Here is a 17,333-nt window from a genome sequence, read left to right as displayed (position 1 = left end):
AAGGCTAAGTTTTTACTAAAAATAGCAAAAATATTCCTATTCATAGAAATTGAAAGATTTATTCAACAGTCTTTATTACTAATACGACTAAATTATTTTTGATAAAGTTGCTAAGATTCCCCTCTATCAACTAAACTCCGAAAAATTATATATACCTGAAAACTAATTACAAATTAGTATTTTTTATTTTATATATAAGCAAAATTGATAATTTCTTACCCGAATAGCTTAATTTATGATAGAAATAAGGAGTGGCTTTTTATTTTAAATTGTCTAAAACTAAATCTTCAAGATAATAAATATGTTTCATTTTCTGATCTTTAGATTTTTTATCTGAACCAAGATATACACCAAGATATACATTATCTTTTCTTTTTAGTGCGTAAAAAGTCACAGGCTGATCAAATTTATTAGAGTAGGTCCATACTGTTGATTTTTCACTACCATAATCATCGCCTTTAACCACAAACTCCTTTGGATGCATTTTGATAGCTTTCTTTATCGCATCATATAACTGCTTAACCGTTACGCCTTGTTCCATCTCGAGACTTTGAATATCTCCATTAACTCCAAATAGACCATCTTGTACTGCAACATTACCTCCAGTAAAAGGAATACATCCGCTTATAGCCAAAATTAAAACAAAGCCTATGGTAATTACTATCTTTTTCATCTATAAAGTCCTATCACAAAATAATATCCTATAATAACAGCAAACAAAGAGACTAGTACGCTAACAAGCACATATCCCAAAGCTATAAAAAGTTCTCCTCTTTGCAGCAAGTTTAAAATATCTAGACTAAAACTAGAAAAAGTTGTAAAACCACCTAAAAATCCTGTAACAAGAAGAGATCGTACATAAGTTGATACATCTTCATTAAAGAGTTTCGTCTCAAGTAAAAAAGCTGCCATAATACCAATAACTAACGAACCTATTATATTACAGAATAAGATTCCTAAAGGGATTTGTTTTGAAATACTTGCTGTTGCCTGAGTTAATGCAAATCTTGACATTGCACCAAGACCTCCACCAATTCCTACTAATAATAATAACTTTGTCATCTAGCTCTCCAATACTTTATATGCGCCTAATTCTATCATCTTTTGGGCTAATTGTTTACCTAAAGCCGATGGATTATCTCCATGCATTGTATGTCTTAATACATGCCTGCCATCACTACTAGCAACCATTGCTGTGAGAGTTATCTGTTTATCTATAATTTGTGCATAAGCTCCTATCGCAACATGACAGCCTCCTTTTAACTCCTCATTAAAGGCTCTTTCAGCGCTAGCAACTATATAGCTTTCTTTACAATTAAGCTTCTGTAAAATTTCATAAATTTCTTTATCTTTTTCTAACGCTTCTATAACTACTATACCTTGACCTACCGCAGGCAATGATATTTGTGTAGATATAAGCTGTTTTATTCTACTTTGAAGACCTAGACGAATAAGTCCCGCCCCTGCTAAAATTATCGCATCATAATTACCAGCATCTAGTTTAGCTAACCTTGTTTGCACATTTCCTCTTAAATCTTTAATAATAAGATCTTTTCTATAATTAAGTAGCTGAGCTTTGCGGCGTAAGCTAGATGTTCCAACTACAGCGCCTTGAGGCAGTTCATCTATAGAATCATAGTCATTTGAAACAAATGCATCTCTAGGATCCTCTCTTGGCATGAAACTAGCTAAACAAAAACCTTCAGGTAATTCATAGGGGACATCTTTTAAAGAGTGAACAGCGATATTAGCTTTGTTATTTTGCATGGCTACTTCTAGCTCTTTCATAAAAAGAGCCTTACCTCCAATCTTATTAAGAGGTTTATCAAGGATAATATCGCCTTGTGTTTTCATCGTAATAATTTGACAAGGAATATTTAATTCTTTTTCTATTCTATCTCTGATAAAATTTGTCTGCCATAATGCTAGTTTACTATCTCTACTAGCTATAATTATTTTTTTCATATGTTAAATGTCTTTGCTATAAAGTTAGATATATCTTTTATTTCCTCTATACATACAGAGTGTTGCATTCCAGAATAATGCTTATATTCATTACTAAATCCGTAATCATTAAGTTTCATAGATAAATCTTTACCTAATACTTCAGGTAACACTTGATCATGCGTACCATGGCATACAAGTATAGAAGTATTTTTATTTATATCTGTAATTTTATTTTTAAAATTATCCCATGCCGGTAAATATGTAGATAAGGCAATTAGTCCACCAATTTTGTATCTTGATAAAATAGTTGCGTAAGTCGCAATAACTCCACCTTGCGAGAATCCTGCTAAAATAATATTCTCACTAGAGATACCTTGTCTAATCTGTTCATCTATCAAGTTATTAAGCTTTTCTATTGATGTGTTTATACCATCAACATCTACAACTCTATTTAAGCTATCAGCATCTAATGATTTAATATCATACCAAGCTCTCATCTGCATACCCATATTTATAGTAACAGGTATAATATCTGCATGAGGAAAAACAAAACGAATATTTTCTATAGATACATCAAAGTGATTAACTATATCCACAAAATCATGTCCATCAGCTCCAAGACCATGTAACCAAATAACACAAAACTCTGCCTTACCTTTAGGCTCAATCAATTCATAATTCATAGTTTTTTTTAAGATTCTAAATATTACCGAAAATGATACATTAATTTAGATAATTTATTAACCATTAGAAAATATAAATAATAGTAAAAGCCTTACACTCTAAGCAATTTACAGTAGAAGTTTTTATTCACAGCAATTGTGGATAAACATGTTTATATATATATGAAATTTTTGTGAAAAGCCTTTATATATCTTACAAAAACATAACCCACATTACTCTGAAACCCTTATATATCAATACATGCACAAAATAAATTAAAAATAAATAAGTAGTTATAGTAATTTTTTACTACCTGTGGATAAAGTTGTGTATTTATTGTTAGAATGTGGTTAACTTTCTTCTATAATTCTAAAGAAAGCCTCTTGTGTCACAAGGTTTACAGAAGTATTTTGTAATTTTAAATTATCATTTAATTCATACTTACCACTTACAGAAAGTTTTTTAGTCATCGCTAAATCTGCTATAGAAACCATCAAACGACTTCTTTCTAATTTCTCTATTACTATTGCTTCAAACTCTAGACTTGGATTCTGTAATAAATAAACTAATTTCCAGTGAGAGTTAGAAAAACGTTCAGTTTGTCTGTTTGTTCTAATTGGAATATCAACTTGAGCAATTATATTTTCAACTTCATCAGCTTGCAGCAAAGTTTTTTGATTTAAAAAGCTTCTAAGCTGATAGTGGACAACTAAATCGAGATATCTTCTTAATGGGCTTGTTACCTGAACATATGTATCTAAACCCATTCCTGCGTGAGTTTCTGGAGTAGTTGAGTATTTACCTCTTTGTAATTTTTTCCGTGTAGCAAACATATCAGCAATTGAGTCAATATTTTCTAAGTGATCTTGTTCAAGGTCATGTTCTGGCTGTGTTGAGAAAGGCACTATAATATTATTTTCTATACAGAATTGACCAACTGCAACACCTGCCATAAGCATAGTATCTCTTATAAGAGTACGTGAATTCAATCTTGGCAAATCTGTAAGCTTCACATTTTTATTGTCATCTAGAGTTATTTTTATTTCAGGGAAATCAAGCTCTACCGCTTTTTGTGATAAACGCTTCTGTGTAAAATATTTTGCATAATCAGGAATGTTGCCAAGCTCTAAATCTTTTAGATTATTCTCTGCAAACTCATATGAGTATCGAGTTACTTTTATTTTACTAAAACATATTTCAATATCTTGAATATCTCCCTGCTGACTAACTGTAAACCCTACAGATAATGCTGGTGAAATTTCTTTTAATCCTAAACCTAACTCTTCTGTAGCTTTTTCAGGTAGCATCGAAACTATTTTTTCTGGAACATACAGGTTTGAGCCACGAGCTCTTGCTTCTAAATCAACTTCATCGCCAAAATTAATACTTGATGAAGGATCTGCAATATGTACCCACATTTTATTTTTATCATAATCCCAGCTAATAGCATCATCAGGATCATTACTCCCCTCATCATCAATTGCATAAGATTTCAAATGAGTTAAATCTACTCGCTGGCTATCCGAGTCAAGATCATATTCAAATTCTGCAGGGTTATTTTCTAGTTCTGCTTGGTATCTGTATAAATATGGATTATACAATTCATTCCAATAACCAATATCCAGTAATAGCTTATAAGCACTATTTTCAGATTCTTCCATATTTAGATACTTGAATAAGCGACAGCTACTACTCTTTAATGTTGCAAGTGCTGCGATTTCTTTCAAAAACTTTTCATCTTCAGGAGCATAACTTTTCTGCTTTATTCTTTCTATAAAATCATTAAGCTCTTGTTCTTTTTTTTGTTTTTCTTGTCTTTCTTTAAGGATTGCTTCGCGTTTATCAGAAGAATGGATAACTATATTAAAATTATCATCAAAACTAAAATATTCCCCTTGAGATACTAATAACCAGATAGTATAAGCTTCATTTACTCCAATAGCTTCAAATAAAAGCTCACTTAACTCTTCTATAGTTGTGATTTCTTGCTCTTGTAATAACTCCCAAGTCATTTCTAACTCATCGATTACTAGTTCTTGCAAATTTTCAAGCTCAAAATCACGATCTACTTGTACTAATAATTGAACATTTTTAGGTGGTAACTTTATATTTTTACCATCTAAAGTTTCTATTTCTACTTTTTTATCTAAAATACCAATAACCTTCGCAGGTTTTGATTTAAAAATAACTAAAGAATTTTTTTGCATTTTTATTTAAGACATCCTCTAAAATTTATATGAATAAAAGTGAATTACAATAAAATATAAAAGTAACTTGCCAATTATACTACTATTTAATATCTCTAGGAGTTAGGCTCTGTCGTCAAAAGTTTTTCATATAGATTATACGTTTTCATTACCATTTTATTCATAGTAAACTCTCGTTCAACCCATTGTTTTGCATTTGTTGAGAACTTTATTCTTTCATCAGAATTTTCAATAAGATAGACTATCTTATTTTCTAGGTCTTTTATATTACCTTTTTCAAATGTAAGCCCTCTTTCATTATTTTTTACAATCTCAGGCATTCCTCCAACATTTGAAACTATAGGACAACATCCAACAAGTATTGATTCTACAAGAGCAAAAGATAACCCCTCAGAGAAAGAAGGTTGAACATACAAATCAAATGATTTTACATAGTTTGCTGGATCTTTTTTAGGTCCAAGAAATAAAACCCTGTCTAAAACCTCTTGTTTAACAAGTCCTTTTAAATTCTTTTCACAACCTTCACCAACAACCACAAGATAAATATTTATATCTCTTTTCAAAACAGAATTCATTGCTTCAACAAGTACTTCAAGACCCTTAATCTTCCTATAATTAGCAACGACTCCTACTATTAAAGCAGTATCTGAAATCGAATATTCTTTTCTTAAGTTTATATCTTCAGACACATTCAGGTCTTGATATTCAATAGATTGATAAATAGTTGTTACTTTACCATGGAACCTTTTATAGCCTGTTAATTGCTTATTTATACATTCAGATAAGGCTATAACGTGAGAAAGATTGGGGCTTAAGTAAGTTATATATTCTGTAGGATCAAGATATTTAATATCTCTAACTATCCCTCTACGACAAATAATCTTAGGCTTCTTTTTTAAGAAGGTTACCGCTAGGTTTACAATACCTAAATACCTATTACTCACACAATGAATAATATCAATATTTCTTTCTTTAATAACTTTACGAAACTTGCTTATAACTTTGAAATCAAATTTAGAAGATGGGTGCCCTATTTCCACAAACTCTACGCATGTTGAAAGGTTTTTAAAGTTTTCTAAATTACCTACGCTGTATATTCCACAAACATTATCATGCTCTTTTACAATCTTTTCAAAAAAACAAAAAGTTTTATCAAAGTATTGATCATCAGGAGAATTATATCCTCCGATCATAAGAACATTCATGCTATTTTTCCTCTTTCTTAACAGCTATACCTAACTCATTAAGTTGCTCTAAAGAAACCGTAGATGGTGCCTCTGTCATTAAGCAGCTTGCTGTTTGAGTTTTAGGGAATGCTATTACATCACGAATATTTGTAGTACCCGTTAGTAGCATAATTAACCTATCAACACCGAATGCAATACCTCCATGAACAGGTGTACCATAAGATAAAGCATCTAGCATAAAACCAAACTTCTCACGTGCTTCTTCATCAGAAATACCTAATAAGTTAAATACTTTAGCCTGAATATCTTGTTTATGAATACGGATAGAGCCGCCACCAACTTCATAACCATTGATAACCATATCGTATGCTCTAGACATTAATTTTTCAGGATCTGTGCTTGTAAGCTCTTCAACAGATTCAACACTAGGAGCTGTAAATGGGTGATGCATTGCATATAAACGGTTATCATCTTTTTCAAACATTGGGAAATCAACTACCCATAAAGGAGCCCACTTTTTATCAAATAGCTCTAGATCTTCACCTATTTTGACTCTTAAAGCACCCATTGAATCATTTACAATTTTAGCTTTTGCTGCGCCAAAGAATAAGATATCACCTTCTTTTGCACCAGTTTTCTCAATCACTTTAAATAAAGTTTCTTCTGAAATATTTTTAACGATTGGAGACTGAAGACCATCTTTGCCATCAGATAAAGAGTTAATCTTAATATAAGCAAGACCTCTTGCCCCATAAATACCGACAAATTTAGTATAATCATCTAGATTTTTACGTGTAAATTTCTCATTACCATTAGGTACTCTCATAGCTATTACACGCGATTCTGGATCATTAGCTGGTCCTGAGAAAACCTTGAACTCTTCATTCTTCATTTCTTCTTTGATATTTACAAACTCTAGAGGAATTCTAAGATCTGGCTTATCCGAACCATATTTATCCATAGCATCAGCAAAGCTTAACACTTGGAATGGTGTATTAAACTCAACCCCTATAGTCTCTTTAAATAATCCTGAGATCATTTTTTCCATAGTAGACATAATAAAAGCTTCATCAATAAATGAAGCTTCAATATCTATCTGTGTAAATTCTGGCTGTCTATCTGCTCTTAGATCTTCATCACGGAAACATTTAACTATTTGATAATACCTATCAAACCCTGATACCATCAAAAGTTGCTTAAATAATTGTGGAGACTGAGGAAGAGCATAAAACCTACCATTAAAATTACGGCTTGGTACAAGATAATCTCTAGCACCTTCTGGAGTAGCTTTTGTTAAAAATGGAGTTTCAATATCCAAGAAACCATTATCATCTAAAAAATTACGTACATAACGAATTGCTTTTGAACGTGTAATTAGTTTATGTTGCATTTCAGGACGGCGTAAATCTATATAGCGATACTTAAGCTTTACATCTTCACCTGTTGCTTGGAAATCATCTAACTGAAATGGAATAGTTTTAGATTTATTGACAATTTTGATACTATCTCCAATTATCTCAATCTTACCACTTGCTAGATTTTTGTTTTCTTGGCCTTCAGGTCTTAGATTTACCACACCTTCAGCTTGGATTACAAATTCAGATCTTACGCTATCAGCTACACTAAAGTTAGAATTATCCGGATTAAAAACTAACTGAACAAGTCCTGTTCTATCTCTTATATCTAAAAATATAACTCCACCATGATCTCTACGACGGTGAACCCATCCACAAACTGTTACTCTTTGGCTTTCTAACTTTTCATTAATATCTGAACTATAATGCGTTCTCATTTAAACTAACCCTTTAAAATTTTTTATAAATAAAACAGACAAAATTTAATCAACATATTATAGCAAGAAATAATAAAGAAAACTAAAAAGTGTTGACTTTTAAGTATTTATAATATGATTCTTCATCCTCAAAATTCTAATAACATAAATTATAACTGCTATTTATCAATAAATATTTTTCTAGTAAACTGTCTTTGAGTTCAAGAAAAAGAGAAATCTAAATGAAAAATGAACTTTGGTGGAACCCACAAGCATACTCAGTAGTCAATCAGTTTCGTATAAAAAATGCATTAGACACTCTTAAATGTTTAAATATAAAAGCAGATGATTTACCTCAAAATATCTTTGATATTGGAACAGGTCAAGGAGCTGTAATACACGCGCTAGCTCTAGCGAACCCCTCCTCAAAATTTACAGCTATAGATATTGATGCAAAAATGTTAAAACACGCAAAAAAAGAATATTGTGCATCGAATATTAACTATATCCTAGAAAATATCCTAGATATAAGTTACACAACATGCTTTGATCTAGTTATTTCATTTGCATGTCTTCATTGGATAATAGACCTACAAACAGCTTTTAAAAATATAAGTAAATCATTAAAAGAAAAAGGGAAGTTTGCTGCTTTAATGTATCCACGCTCAGGTATACAGTTTGATGCTATTGATGAAGTAGTTTCAAAAGAAAAATGGCGTGAGTATTTTAAAAACTTCAAAACCCCTCTTTGTAAAGTAAATCAATATGAGTGTGAGGAACTACTTAGAAAAGCTAACTTTAGTAAAATAAATGTTCTTAAAGAAGAAGTGATCTTAACAACAACTAGAGAAGATTTCATAAAAGTTACTAAAAGTTGGATTCCACACTTACAAAGCTTACCTAATGCACTTCATGATGATTTTCTAAATGAAGTTGCAGACCTACTTCCAAGCTCTCCTCCTGTTGATCAGATAACTTTTTTAGCTGAAAAATAACGCTAATAAAAGCTTATTACTAGTACAAACCATTCACATTCAAATACTTTGCCCAAATCTCTATGATATACTTTTTATTATACTGATCTATTTTAAGTAATTTTTATAATGCAAAACATAGAAAATATTAAGCTAGATTTCTTAAGTTTAGATGACTATCAAGAGCTTAAAGAAGCCATGATTGAGGTTTATAATAACATTAGAAATCCTTACTGGGAAAACCATGAAATAAGCACTTTAATAAAGAATTTTCCTGAAGGCCAAGTTGTCATTAAAGTTAATGATCAGCTAGCAGGATGTGCTTTATCAATCATTGTTGACTATAAAAAATTTGGACACAAACACACTTATAGAGAAATCACTGGTAATGATACCTTTAATACTCATGATGATGAAGGTGATGTTTTATATGGTGTAGATCTATTTGTTAAACCTGAATTTAGAGGTATGCGCTTAGGTCGTAGATTATATGATTACAGAAAAGATCTATGTGAAAGATTAAATCTAAAAAGTATAATTTTTGGTGGAAGAATACCAGGATATCATGAATATGCTGATAAAATGTCTCCTCAACAATATATAAATAAACTAAAAAGACAGGAGTTACATGATCCTGTTTTGCATTTCCAGCTAAGTAACGATTTCCAACCTGTCAGAATAATTAAATCATATCTAGATGGTGATATTGAATCTAATGATTATGCAGTTCTGCTTAAATGGACAAATATATATTACGAAGAAGATCAAAAAGAAGCTGCTCCTATTAAAAAAGATGTTCGTTTAGGATTGATCCAATGGCAAATGCGTCCATATAAGGGTCTAGATGAACTAATGCAGCATGCCGAATATTTCGTTAATGCAGTCTCAAACTACAGGTCTGATTTTGCTCTATTTCCTGAGTTTTTCAATGCTCCTTTAATGGCTGAAAACAACCATTTATCAGAGCCTGAGGCAATTAGAGAACTTGCAAAACACACCCAAACAATCACAGATAAGTTTTCTGAATTTGCTGTTACATATAATATAAATATCATAACTGGAAGTATGCCTGAGATGAAAGGTGAACGACTCTACAATGTCGGCTATCTATGTCGTAGAGATGGTACAGTAGAAAAATATGAAAAACTTCACGTGACACCTGATGAAGCTATGGTATGGGGTCTACAAGGTGGTGATAAATTAGAAGTGTTTGACACTGATTGTGGAAAAATAGGTATATTAATTTGTTATGATTCAGAATTTCCCGAGTTAGGTAGAATACTTGCTGAAGATGGTATGGATATTCTTTTTGTTCCTTTTTTAACAGATACACAAAATGGCTTCTCTAGAGTTAGAAACTGCGCTCAAGCAAGAGCTATTGAAAATGAATGTTATGTTGCTATTGCAGGTAGTGTAGGTAACCTACCAAATGTGCATAATATGGACATTCAATATGCACAATCTATGGTATTTACACCATGTGATTTTGCATTCCCTCCCACAGGTATAAAAGCTGAAACAACTCCAAATACTGAGATGATTTTAATTGCGGATGTCGATATTCATCTTCTACGAGAGCTTAACCAATTTGGAAGTGTTAAAAACCTAAGAGATAGGCGCAAAGATTTATATCAATTAAGAAGAAACAAGTAATTATAAATTGATTTTTTCATAATACTTTTTAAGAACTTTATTTTATATGATTAACTGTCTAAGTCTTCTATTTAGATATGGAGATAATATAAATAAAATAACTGCTGCACCACATCCTAATAAAGTAAAATAGCCAAAGGCTTTTGCATAAGTATGTACTGTCTCAATTGGAGGAAGTGCTACTGATTTACCATGACTACTAATTAATATCCCAAAGCTTGCAGCCAAGAAATTAGCAAAAGCTGAGCTTAAAACCCATACTCCCATAAAAAATCCAACCATTCTTTTAGGGAGATACAATACTCACCATTGCTAGGCCTATTGGACCTATAAATAGCTCTCCTAAAGCCTCAAAAAGATAACTTAGATTTATCCACCATGATAAGATTATTCCATTGTGAGATGTCAAAGGAATTGCTATAACCAAAATAAAGAATGATAATCCCATTATAAATAATCCTTTAGCAAACTTAGTTGGGTATGTATATGGATTTGTTCCATATTTGCGACTTAGATAAGTATATAGAGGCCCAAAGAGGATTATAAAGAAAGGTTCTACAGACTGATATGCACTAGCTGGAATGTTAAAGCCAAATATTACTCTATTAACATTTCTCTCTGTAAAAACATTCATCATACCACCACTCTGTTGTAACAAAATCATAAATATCATATAGAATCGTTAAAGTGACTGTTATATAAATCCTGCTTCTATCATTAGCTTCTGAGATTCTGACGAAATATAAGATTATTAATAATGTAATAGCTCCTATTAGATACAGAACCCTGCTAGCCCAAATAGGATAAGCGAGTAAAACAAATCAAAACAACTAGACCTATAGCTATTGCGCCTGCAAAGAGATATTTCTCTACTAACGTTCTTGCACTTTCTTTGATATCTTTATAATGTTTTGAACCTTTTATAAATATTAACAAACCAGCCAACATGCCTAAACCTGCGATACCAAACGCCAAATTCCAACTAATTGTGACAGCTATATACGAACAAACTATCGGTGCTGTTATAGCGCCAATATTCATACCTATATATAGTAAAGTGAAACCTTCGTTTCTTTTATATTGAGTATTTGTAAATAATGTTCCTGTTATTGCTCCAATGCTAGGCTTAAATAACCCCGTACCAATAATCACAAAGCTTAGACCTAAAAAGAAATAAATATGCTGAGCATTAGGAATAATCATTACAAAGTGTCCTAACGAAATTAGTAAAGCACCTATAATTATCGAACGATATTGACCAATATACTTATCTGCAATAATACCTCCAACTATTGGAGTTCCATATACCATCGAGGCATATGCTCCATAAATAAGGTATGTCTTAGCATCAGAAATATCAAAAAATTTAAATAAATATAGGATTAGTAGGGCTGTGATTCCATAATAGCTGAATCTCTCCCACAGCCCTGCTAGGAAAAGATAAACCATTCCTTGAGGGTATTTAGACTGCTTTGCTATAGTCAATGACATCTATATTACCCTCCCTTGTAGCTGCCTTTGCAAATGCTTGTTCTATATCGTTTTTAAGATCCTCAACATCTTCTATACCTATAGATAATCTTATTAGTCCATCACTTAAGCCTTGCTCAAGTCTAACTTCTCTAGGGATAGATGAATGAGACATTAAAGCAGGAATTGATGATAAACTCTCAACTCCACCAGCACTTACTGTTATTGCAAATAATTTTAGTTCCTCTAAAAATGCTTTAGCTAAGTTATCGCTACCATTTAGCTCAAGACTTAGAACTCCACCAAAGCCTTTCATCTGTTGTTTTGCAAGCTTATGGTCTGGGCTGCTTTCTAAACCTGGATAATATACTTTTTTAACTAGCTCATGTTGCTCAAGCCATTTTGCTAGAGTTAAGGCATTATGATTATGTTGTCTTACTCTTAGAGCTAATGTTCTTAGACCTCTGGTGGCTAAGAAGCTATCAAATGGACTAGATACGGCTCCTCCTGCTAAAAAAACAAGATCTAACTTTCTTATTAACTCGTCATTATTTTTTACAACAACAACTCCACTAATCACATCTGAATGTCCACTTATATATTTAGATGCAGAATGAATTACTATATCTGCTCCCAAAGAAATAGGTTTTAAATTATAAGGGGTCGCAAAAGTATTATCGACAACAAATATTAAATTATGCTTTTTACAAAACTGACCTAATTTTCTTAAATCAACCACTCTTAATAACGGATTAGATGGCGTTTCAACCCATACCATTTTAGTATTTTCTCTAAGGTTCTCTTTTAAATTATCCAAATCACTTAGATTAGCATATGTTGCTTGAAAACCTGATGAGTATTTTTTAACCTCCTCAAATAATCTATAAGTTCCACCGTATAATGCATCAGTTGCTATTATATGACTATTAACGCCTAAAATATCTAATACTGCATTAATTGCAGCAACACCTGATGAAAAAGCATAGCCCTTTTTTGCACCCTCTAACTCTGCTACAGCTTGTTCATATCCTGTTCTAGTAGGATTACTCTGCCATATTCAAAAGCTTTTTCACCACCTGGACTTTGTTGACGATATACAGAAGAAGTATATATAGGTGTTGTTACAGCACCTGTTACTGAATCACCTGGATTGCCTGCATGAACAGCTAGAGTATCAATTTTAGAATTTATAACGGTCATATTTTTGCTCCCATAATTTTTTAGTTGCTAAAACGATGAGAACAATATTATTAATGTTTTCGCTTTAGCAGATTTTATCTAGCGCCCGCAATTTGAAATAAATCAGCGCTTTATTTAAAGTTTAGTCTTTAATATTTTATGCTTTATCGCCATATTCTTGCATATGTTTTGCAGTACGTTTGTTAGTACCATACATAAAGTGATTTTCCATTTTCTCTAGATATTTGCTTCCTGGAACTTGTAATCCAACAGCATCAGCAACTTCTCTAATCAACATAGGACTAGCACCACAACATACACCTAGATAGTTAACTCCCAGAGCATAAGCCTTTTTAGCAAAATCTCTAATCTCATAACGATTACAGTATAGAGGATCTAATGCTGTAGGGAATGTTCTACCATGAGGTGCACCACAAAGACAGCCATTATCATCCGGTAAGTTAAAAAATGTAGTATGCTCATTTGTAGTTCTATAAGGAACAGGCAATGCCGCAACATGGCATTTAACAGCCTTACGAATTTTCTCAATATCGGGAAGCATTGTATGAGGACCTCTGAAGCAGTTCATCCCTACTACATCTGCACCGCGTTGCTCTAATTCTTTACAAGTATCTACAATACTCCAGCCATCACGCATGATGTTTTCACCAAAAGGAGCAATTGTTACCACACAAGGTAAACCTGCTTTTTTCATAATTTCTAAAGCTGCGAATGCTTCTTCTGCATAATAGAATGTCTCACCAATTAGCATATCAGCACCTTCTTCAGCAGCCCAGCCAATCATTTCATTGTACATTCTTTTAACTTCTTTCTGAGACTCTTGATCGCCTTGCTTCCAAATATTTGAGTTAGAAATATTTCCAGCTAGCAGATTTGGCTTTAAACCTTCAGGTGTTGAGTCAGCAACTTTTTTGGCGATTCTTAAAGCCTGTCTATTTAATGATTCAAGCAAATGCTCCTTACCAATAACTCTGAGCTTCTCTCTATGACCATTATATGTAAATGCTTCAACAATATCAGATCCAGCATGTTGGAACTCTCTGTGCAAATTTTCTAGAACATCTGGGTTCTCGAGTGATACCATCGGTACAAACTCACCTGATGCTAAATAACCACGACGTTCTATTTCAAATAGGAAACCTTCTGCACAAATTACGGGACCTTTATCAAGTCTCTCAAGTAGATTTTCTTTTTTCACTTTGGAAATCTCCACGTTTTAATTAATAAACAAACTTTTTGAATATTAGCAAAAAGCTTCCTACTAAAACGATTAACAAGACTTAATGGAAGAAATGCTTCGCTTTAGCAGGACTTATAAAGCGCTCGCAATTTGAAATAAATCAGCGCTGTATTTAAAACACTACATATTTTTCATTCGAAAAACAATAATTTAACAGCTATTTTTATACTTTTTTAACAAAAAATCATTTTTTATAAAAAAATCAGCTTCTATCAAATAAAGAGATTAGAGAAATAACATATATTACGATTAGAGTATAAAATGGTGCTGTTAAAAGTTGTAAATCTACAGCTAAATATGCAAATAATATTGGCAAACCTCCTGTGAAAATTGCCATCGCAAGATTCTGTGTAATTGCTAAACCACTAAATCTTTGTTCTTTTTTAAATCTATTTAATACTACACACATATAGTTAGCATTAATCAAGCCATTTGCAAAAGCAAAAGGAATTATAAATATCAAAGTTATAATTAAGGACATTTTTAAAAGTAAAATACTAGCCAATGGTATAATTAATATTAATGCTAAAATTATACCTATAGCTTGAGTAGCTTTATTTCCTATCCTATCTGCAATATATCCTCCTGCTAATGCAGATACCGCATAAGTAACTATCGTTACTAAGACATAAGTAGATGTTGTATCTTTATCAAGACCTAGGCATTTTTGACAATAAGTTGGTAGAAATACGACAAACATCGCTAAGAAAATAGTACAAGAAGAAATCGTTAAGATAGATCTCAAAGATAATCCTAAATGATTTTTCAATAATTCTACTAATACCAAACCTCTTGATTTATTGGTTTTAATAGTTAGAGTTTCATCAATTGAAGAGCGCCAAAAATAGCTAAACAATACTGCGGTACCTCCAAAAGCAAAAGCTAAGCGCCAACTATAGGCAAAAAATTGTTCTGTAGTAAGCACAAGACTAAGCAAGAAATATGCTATTGAACCAAGTATCATCCCAGAGGTTGCACAGAATATAACTATTGAAGTAAAAAAATTACGTTTAGCAGAAGGTTGCTCATGTACTAGCAATACAGCGGCTGTTAGCTCTCCACCAAAAGAGAATCCTTGTACAAGTCGACATGCTGCTAGTATTAAAGGTGTAAATATACCTAAAGTATCGTTACTTGGTAATATTGATATTATTAAGGAAGATACTCCTATTAAGATAACTGTCCATTTAAATGGCACTTTTCTTCCATACTTATCGCCAATATTACCCCAGAATATAGCCCCTATTGGTCGAGCAAAATATCCCGCACCAAAAATAGCAAAAATCAAAATTAACGAACTTTTCAAAGACTCTTGGTGCAATAATGCCATTGATATCTGAAAAGCAAACAAACCAAATATGTGAAAATCAAATGTTTCAAAAGCACTTCCAAGACTTGAAGTGATTATAGATTTAGTACGCAAAATAACCTCTACCTAATAGACTCTAAAATACTTATATATATGATTGTATACTATATTTAGCTTCTAGAAACTCATAAATTCCTTCATCTGAACCTTCTCTACCAAGTCCGGATTGTTTTATTCCTCCAAATGGAGCTTTTTCACAAGAAATAACTCCTGAGTTTATACCTACCATACCATATTCAAGAGCATTCCTAACTCTTCTAATTTGATTCATATCGCTACTGAAAAAATAACTTGCTAAACCATACTTCGTATTATTTGATCTTTGTATCACTTCATCTTCTGAATCAAAGCCAAAGATAGCAATAATAGGGCCAAAAGTTTCCTCACAACTAGCCACCATACCATCTTGCATATTATCTAAGATAGTTGGCTCAAAAAAGTTACCACCAAGTTCTAAGTTAACTTTACCTCCACACACGAGTTCAGCTCCTTTTGCTAAAGCATCATTAACATGTGATTGGACTTTTTCTACTGCAGCTTTATTTATTAAAGGGCCTACTTTTACTCCTTGCTCTAAACCATTACCTTGTTTAAGCTCCTTAATTACTTGATTAAGCTTTGCTACAAACTCTTTTTTAATAGAGTTTTGTACAAAAATTCTATTAGGCGCGATACAGACCTGCCCAGCATTTCGAATTTTGGAAGCCAAAAGCCCTTGTATAGCTTTATCTAAATCAGCTCCTTCAAATACTATAAATGGAGCATTTCCTCCAAGCTCTAGAGATATCTTTTTAACTGTGTCCGCAGCTTGTTGCATAAGGAGCTTACCTACCCTTGTTGAGCCTGTAAAAGTTATTTTCCTAACTATGCTGCTTTGTTGAAATTCCTTACCAATAATTTTGGAATCACCACATATAACCTGCAATAAATTCTCATCGGCACCTGCATCTATAAATAACTCTCTTGCAGCAAAAGCCGCTAAAGGTGTTAATTCCGATGGTTTAAGTATTACACTACATCCTGCTGCAATCGCTGGAGCTGCTTTTCTTGTAATCATTGCAAAAGGAAAGTTCCAAGGAGTTATCGCAGCTACTACACCTACTGGCTGATAATCAACCCGACCTTCGGTATTTTGAATATTAGGATCAAATATACGTGAATCTATCCTATTAGCCTTTTCAGCATACCACCGAATAAAATTTGCTCCATATTGAACTTCACCTTTTGATTCTGCTAAAGGTTTACCACTCTCTAAGGTAATTATCTCTGCTAAGTAATCAATATTCTTAATAACTAAATCGTACCATTTGACTAAAATATTTGATCTATCGATCGCAAGATTATCTTTAAATATATTTTGTGCATGCTTTGAGACTAAAATACTATCTTTAACATATTGTGAGCCTTTTTGCTCAAGCTTACATATAAGCTCATTTGTTGCTGGATTAATTAACTCAAAACTATTTTTACCAGTATATGCGTATTTTTCTAAAACTCTATCTAATAGTTTATTCATCGCTATCTCCATTTTTATTATCAGCGCGTTATTAATATTTAGCACTGGCTCTATACTTACTACCTGAAGTAGGTTGATTAAAACTAACTGCTACACATCCAGATAAGCTAAGCATTAACAAAATCAAAAATACTTT

17 protein-coding genes are annotated in these 17,333 nt (G+C 32.3%); 2 read left to right on the top strand and 15 right to left on the bottom strand.

The annotated features are described in order from the left end of the window. Positions 1–259: 259 nt before the first annotated feature. From R8535_RS06435 to aspS, 7 genes are all read right to left on the bottom strand, one after another. Positions 260–673 carry a hypothetical protein gene (locus tag R8535_RS06435; RefSeq protein ID WP_329497520.1) on the bottom strand — a complete coding sequence of 138 codons (414 nt, stop codon included), beginning with the start codon at positions 671–673 and terminating at the stop codon, positions 260–262. Further along, a complete protein-coding gene (gene crcB / locus R8535_RS06430; protein WP_329497522.1) occupies positions 670–1,062 on the bottom strand; it encodes a fluoride efflux transporter CrcB in 393 nt (130 codons plus the stop codon). Before crcB ends, R8535_RS06435 begins: the two co-directional genes overlap by 4 nt. Then, positions 1,063–1,965, bottom strand: coding sequence for a hydroxymethylbilane synthase (gene hemC, locus R8535_RS06425; protein ID WP_329497523.1), 903 nt, complete (start codon positions 1,963–1,965; stop codon positions 1,063–1,065). Continuing rightward, on the bottom strand, positions 1,962–2,630 hold the full coding sequence (locus R8535_RS06420; RefSeq protein WP_329497525.1) for a dienelactone hydrolase family protein: 669 nt from the start codon (positions 2,628–2,630) through the stop codon (positions 1,962–1,964). The genes hemC and R8535_RS06420 overlap by 4 nt, the downstream gene beginning before the upstream one ends. A 330-nt stretch (positions 2,631–2,960) precedes the next feature. Continuing rightward, a complete protein-coding gene (locus tag R8535_RS06415; protein ID WP_329497527.1) occupies positions 2,961–4,817 on the bottom strand; it encodes a ribonuclease catalytic domain-containing protein in 1,857 nt (618 codons plus the stop codon). Positions 4,818–4,912: 95 nt separating this feature from the next. Then, positions 4,913–6,022, bottom strand: a complete 1,110-nt coding sequence (locus R8535_RS06410) for a glycosyltransferase family 4 protein (protein ID WP_329497529.1) — start codon at positions 6,020–6,022, stop codon at positions 4,913–4,915. Between the two features lies 1 nt (position 6,023). Then, positions 6,024–7,796, bottom strand: coding sequence for an aspartate--tRNA ligase (aspS, locus tag R8535_RS06405; protein ID WP_329497531.1), 1,773 nt, complete (start codon positions 7,794–7,796; stop codon positions 6,024–6,026). 221 nt (positions 7,797–8,017) lie between these two features. On the opposite strand from aspS, the gene R8535_RS06400 reads away from it, so the two are divergent. Both R8535_RS06400 and R8535_RS06395 read left to right on the top strand, forming a co-directional pair. Continuing rightward, complete coding sequence (locus tag R8535_RS06400; RefSeq protein ID WP_329497532.1) at positions 8,018–8,770, top strand: class I SAM-dependent methyltransferase; 753 nt, start codon at positions 8,018–8,020, stop codon at positions 8,768–8,770. Between the two features lie 108 nt (positions 8,771–8,878). Beyond that, complete coding sequence (locus R8535_RS06395; protein ID WP_329497534.1) at positions 8,879–10,402, top strand: bifunctional GNAT family N-acetyltransferase/carbon-nitrogen hydrolase family protein; 1,524 nt, start codon at positions 8,879–8,881, stop codon at positions 10,400–10,402. Positions 10,403–10,444: 42 nt separating this feature from the next. On the opposite strand, the gene R8535_RS06390 is transcribed toward R8535_RS06395, so the two are convergent. From R8535_RS06390 to R8535_RS06355, 8 genes are all read right to left on the bottom strand, one after another. Next, positions 10,445–10,669: a hypothetical protein gene (locus tag R8535_RS06390; RefSeq protein ID WP_329497535.1), complete on the bottom strand. Its 225-nt coding sequence runs from the start codon at positions 10,667–10,669 to the stop codon at positions 10,445–10,447. Between the two features lie 19 nt (positions 10,670–10,688). Then, positions 10,689–11,075 carry a POT-type proton-dependent oligopeptide transporter gene (locus R8535_RS06385; protein WP_329497537.1) on the bottom strand — a complete coding sequence of 129 codons (387 nt, stop codon included), beginning with the start codon at positions 11,073–11,075 and terminating at the stop codon, positions 10,689–10,691. A 116-nt stretch (positions 11,076–11,191) separates the two neighbouring features. Further along, on the bottom strand, positions 11,192–11,893 hold the full coding sequence (locus R8535_RS06380; protein WP_329497539.1) for an oligopeptide:H+ symporter: 702 nt from the start codon (positions 11,891–11,893) through the stop codon (positions 11,192–11,194). Next, the gene (locus R8535_RS06375; protein WP_329497580.1) at positions 11,865–12,929 is read right to left on the bottom strand and encodes a trans-sulfuration enzyme family protein; all 1,065 of its coding nucleotides are present in this window, start codon (positions 12,927–12,929) and stop codon (positions 11,865–11,867) included. The genes R8535_RS06380 and R8535_RS06375 overlap by 29 nt, the downstream gene beginning before the upstream one ends. Continuing rightward, a complete protein-coding gene (locus tag R8535_RS06370) occupies positions 12,884–13,072 on the bottom strand; it encodes a PLP-dependent transferase (protein ID WP_329497540.1) in 189 nt (62 codons plus the stop codon). Before R8535_RS06370 ends, R8535_RS06375 begins: the two co-directional genes overlap by 46 nt. Positions 13,073–13,208: 136 nt before the next feature. Continuing rightward, entirely contained in the window at positions 13,209–14,270 is a 1,062-nt protein-coding gene (locus tag R8535_RS06365) for a homocysteine S-methyltransferase family protein (RefSeq protein ID WP_329497542.1), read from the bottom strand. A 244-nt stretch (positions 14,271–14,514) separates the two neighbouring features. Next, positions 14,515–15,735 (bottom strand): MFS transporter, encoded by a 1,221-nt coding sequence (locus R8535_RS06360; protein ID WP_329497544.1) that lies wholly within the window; start codon positions 15,733–15,735, stop codon positions 14,515–14,517. A gap of 31 nt (positions 15,736–15,766) precedes the next feature. Next, positions 15,767–17,197, bottom strand: a complete 1,431-nt coding sequence (locus R8535_RS06355; protein ID WP_329497545.1) for an NAD-dependent succinate-semialdehyde dehydrogenase — start codon at positions 17,195–17,197, stop codon at positions 15,767–15,769. Between the last annotated feature and the right edge of the window lie 136 nt (positions 17,198–17,333).

Origin of the sequence: Francisella sp. 19S2-4 (assembly GCF_036281795.1) — a bacterium.
Taxonomy (GTDB): Bacteria; Pseudomonadota; Gammaproteobacteria; order Francisellales; family Francisellaceae; genus Francisella.
This window is presented reverse-complemented; position numbering and strand designations above follow the sequence as displayed.

Coding starts and splice junctions, on each gene's coding strand:
- R8535_RS06395 (WP_329497534.1), top strand. CDS start 8,879: ATGCAAAACATAGAAAATATTAAGCTAGATTTCTTAAGTTTAGATGAC.
- R8535_RS06435 (WP_329497520.1), bottom strand. CDS start 673: ATGAAAAAGATAGTAATTACCATAGGCTTTGTTTTAATTTTGGCTATA.
- aspS (WP_329497531.1), bottom strand. CDS start 7,796: ATGAGAACGCATTATAGTTCAGATATTAATGAAAAGTTAGAAAGCCAA.
- hemC (WP_329497523.1), bottom strand. CDS start 1,965: ATGAAAAAAATAATTATAGCTAGTAGAGATAGTAAACTAGCATTATGG.
- R8535_RS06390 (WP_329497535.1), bottom strand. CDS start 10,669: ATGGGAGTATGGGTTTTAAGCTCAGCTTTTGCTAATTTCTTGGCTGCA.
- crcB (WP_329497522.1), bottom strand. CDS start 1,062: ATGACAAAGTTATTATTATTAGTAGGAATTGGTGGAGGTCTTGGTGCA.
- R8535_RS06385 (WP_329497537.1), bottom strand. CDS start 11,075: ATGATATTTATGATTTTGTTACAACAGAGTGGTGGTATGATGAATGTT.
- R8535_RS06355 (WP_329497545.1), bottom strand. CDS start 17,197: ATGAATAAACTATTAGATAGAGTTTTAGAAAAATACGCATATACTGGT.
- R8535_RS06420 (WP_329497525.1), bottom strand. CDS start 2,630: ATGAATTATGAATTGATTGAGCCTAAAGGTAAGGCAGAGTTTTGTGTT.
- R8535_RS06400 (WP_329497532.1), top strand. CDS start 8,018: ATGAAAAATGAACTTTGGTGGAACCCACAAGCATACTCAGTAGTCAAT.
- R8535_RS06370 (WP_329497540.1), bottom strand. CDS start 13,072: ATGACCGTTATAAATTCTAAAATTGATACTCTAGCTGTTCATGCAGGC.
- R8535_RS06415 (WP_329497527.1), bottom strand. CDS start 4,817: ATGCAAAAAAATTCTTTAGTTATTTTTAAATCAAAACCTGCGAAGGTT.
- R8535_RS06410 (WP_329497529.1), bottom strand. CDS start 6,022: ATGAATGTTCTTATGATCGGAGGATATAATTCTCCTGATGATCAATAC.
- R8535_RS06380 (WP_329497539.1), bottom strand. CDS start 11,893: ATGTCATTGACTATAGCAAAGCAGTCTAAATACCCTCAAGGAATGGTT.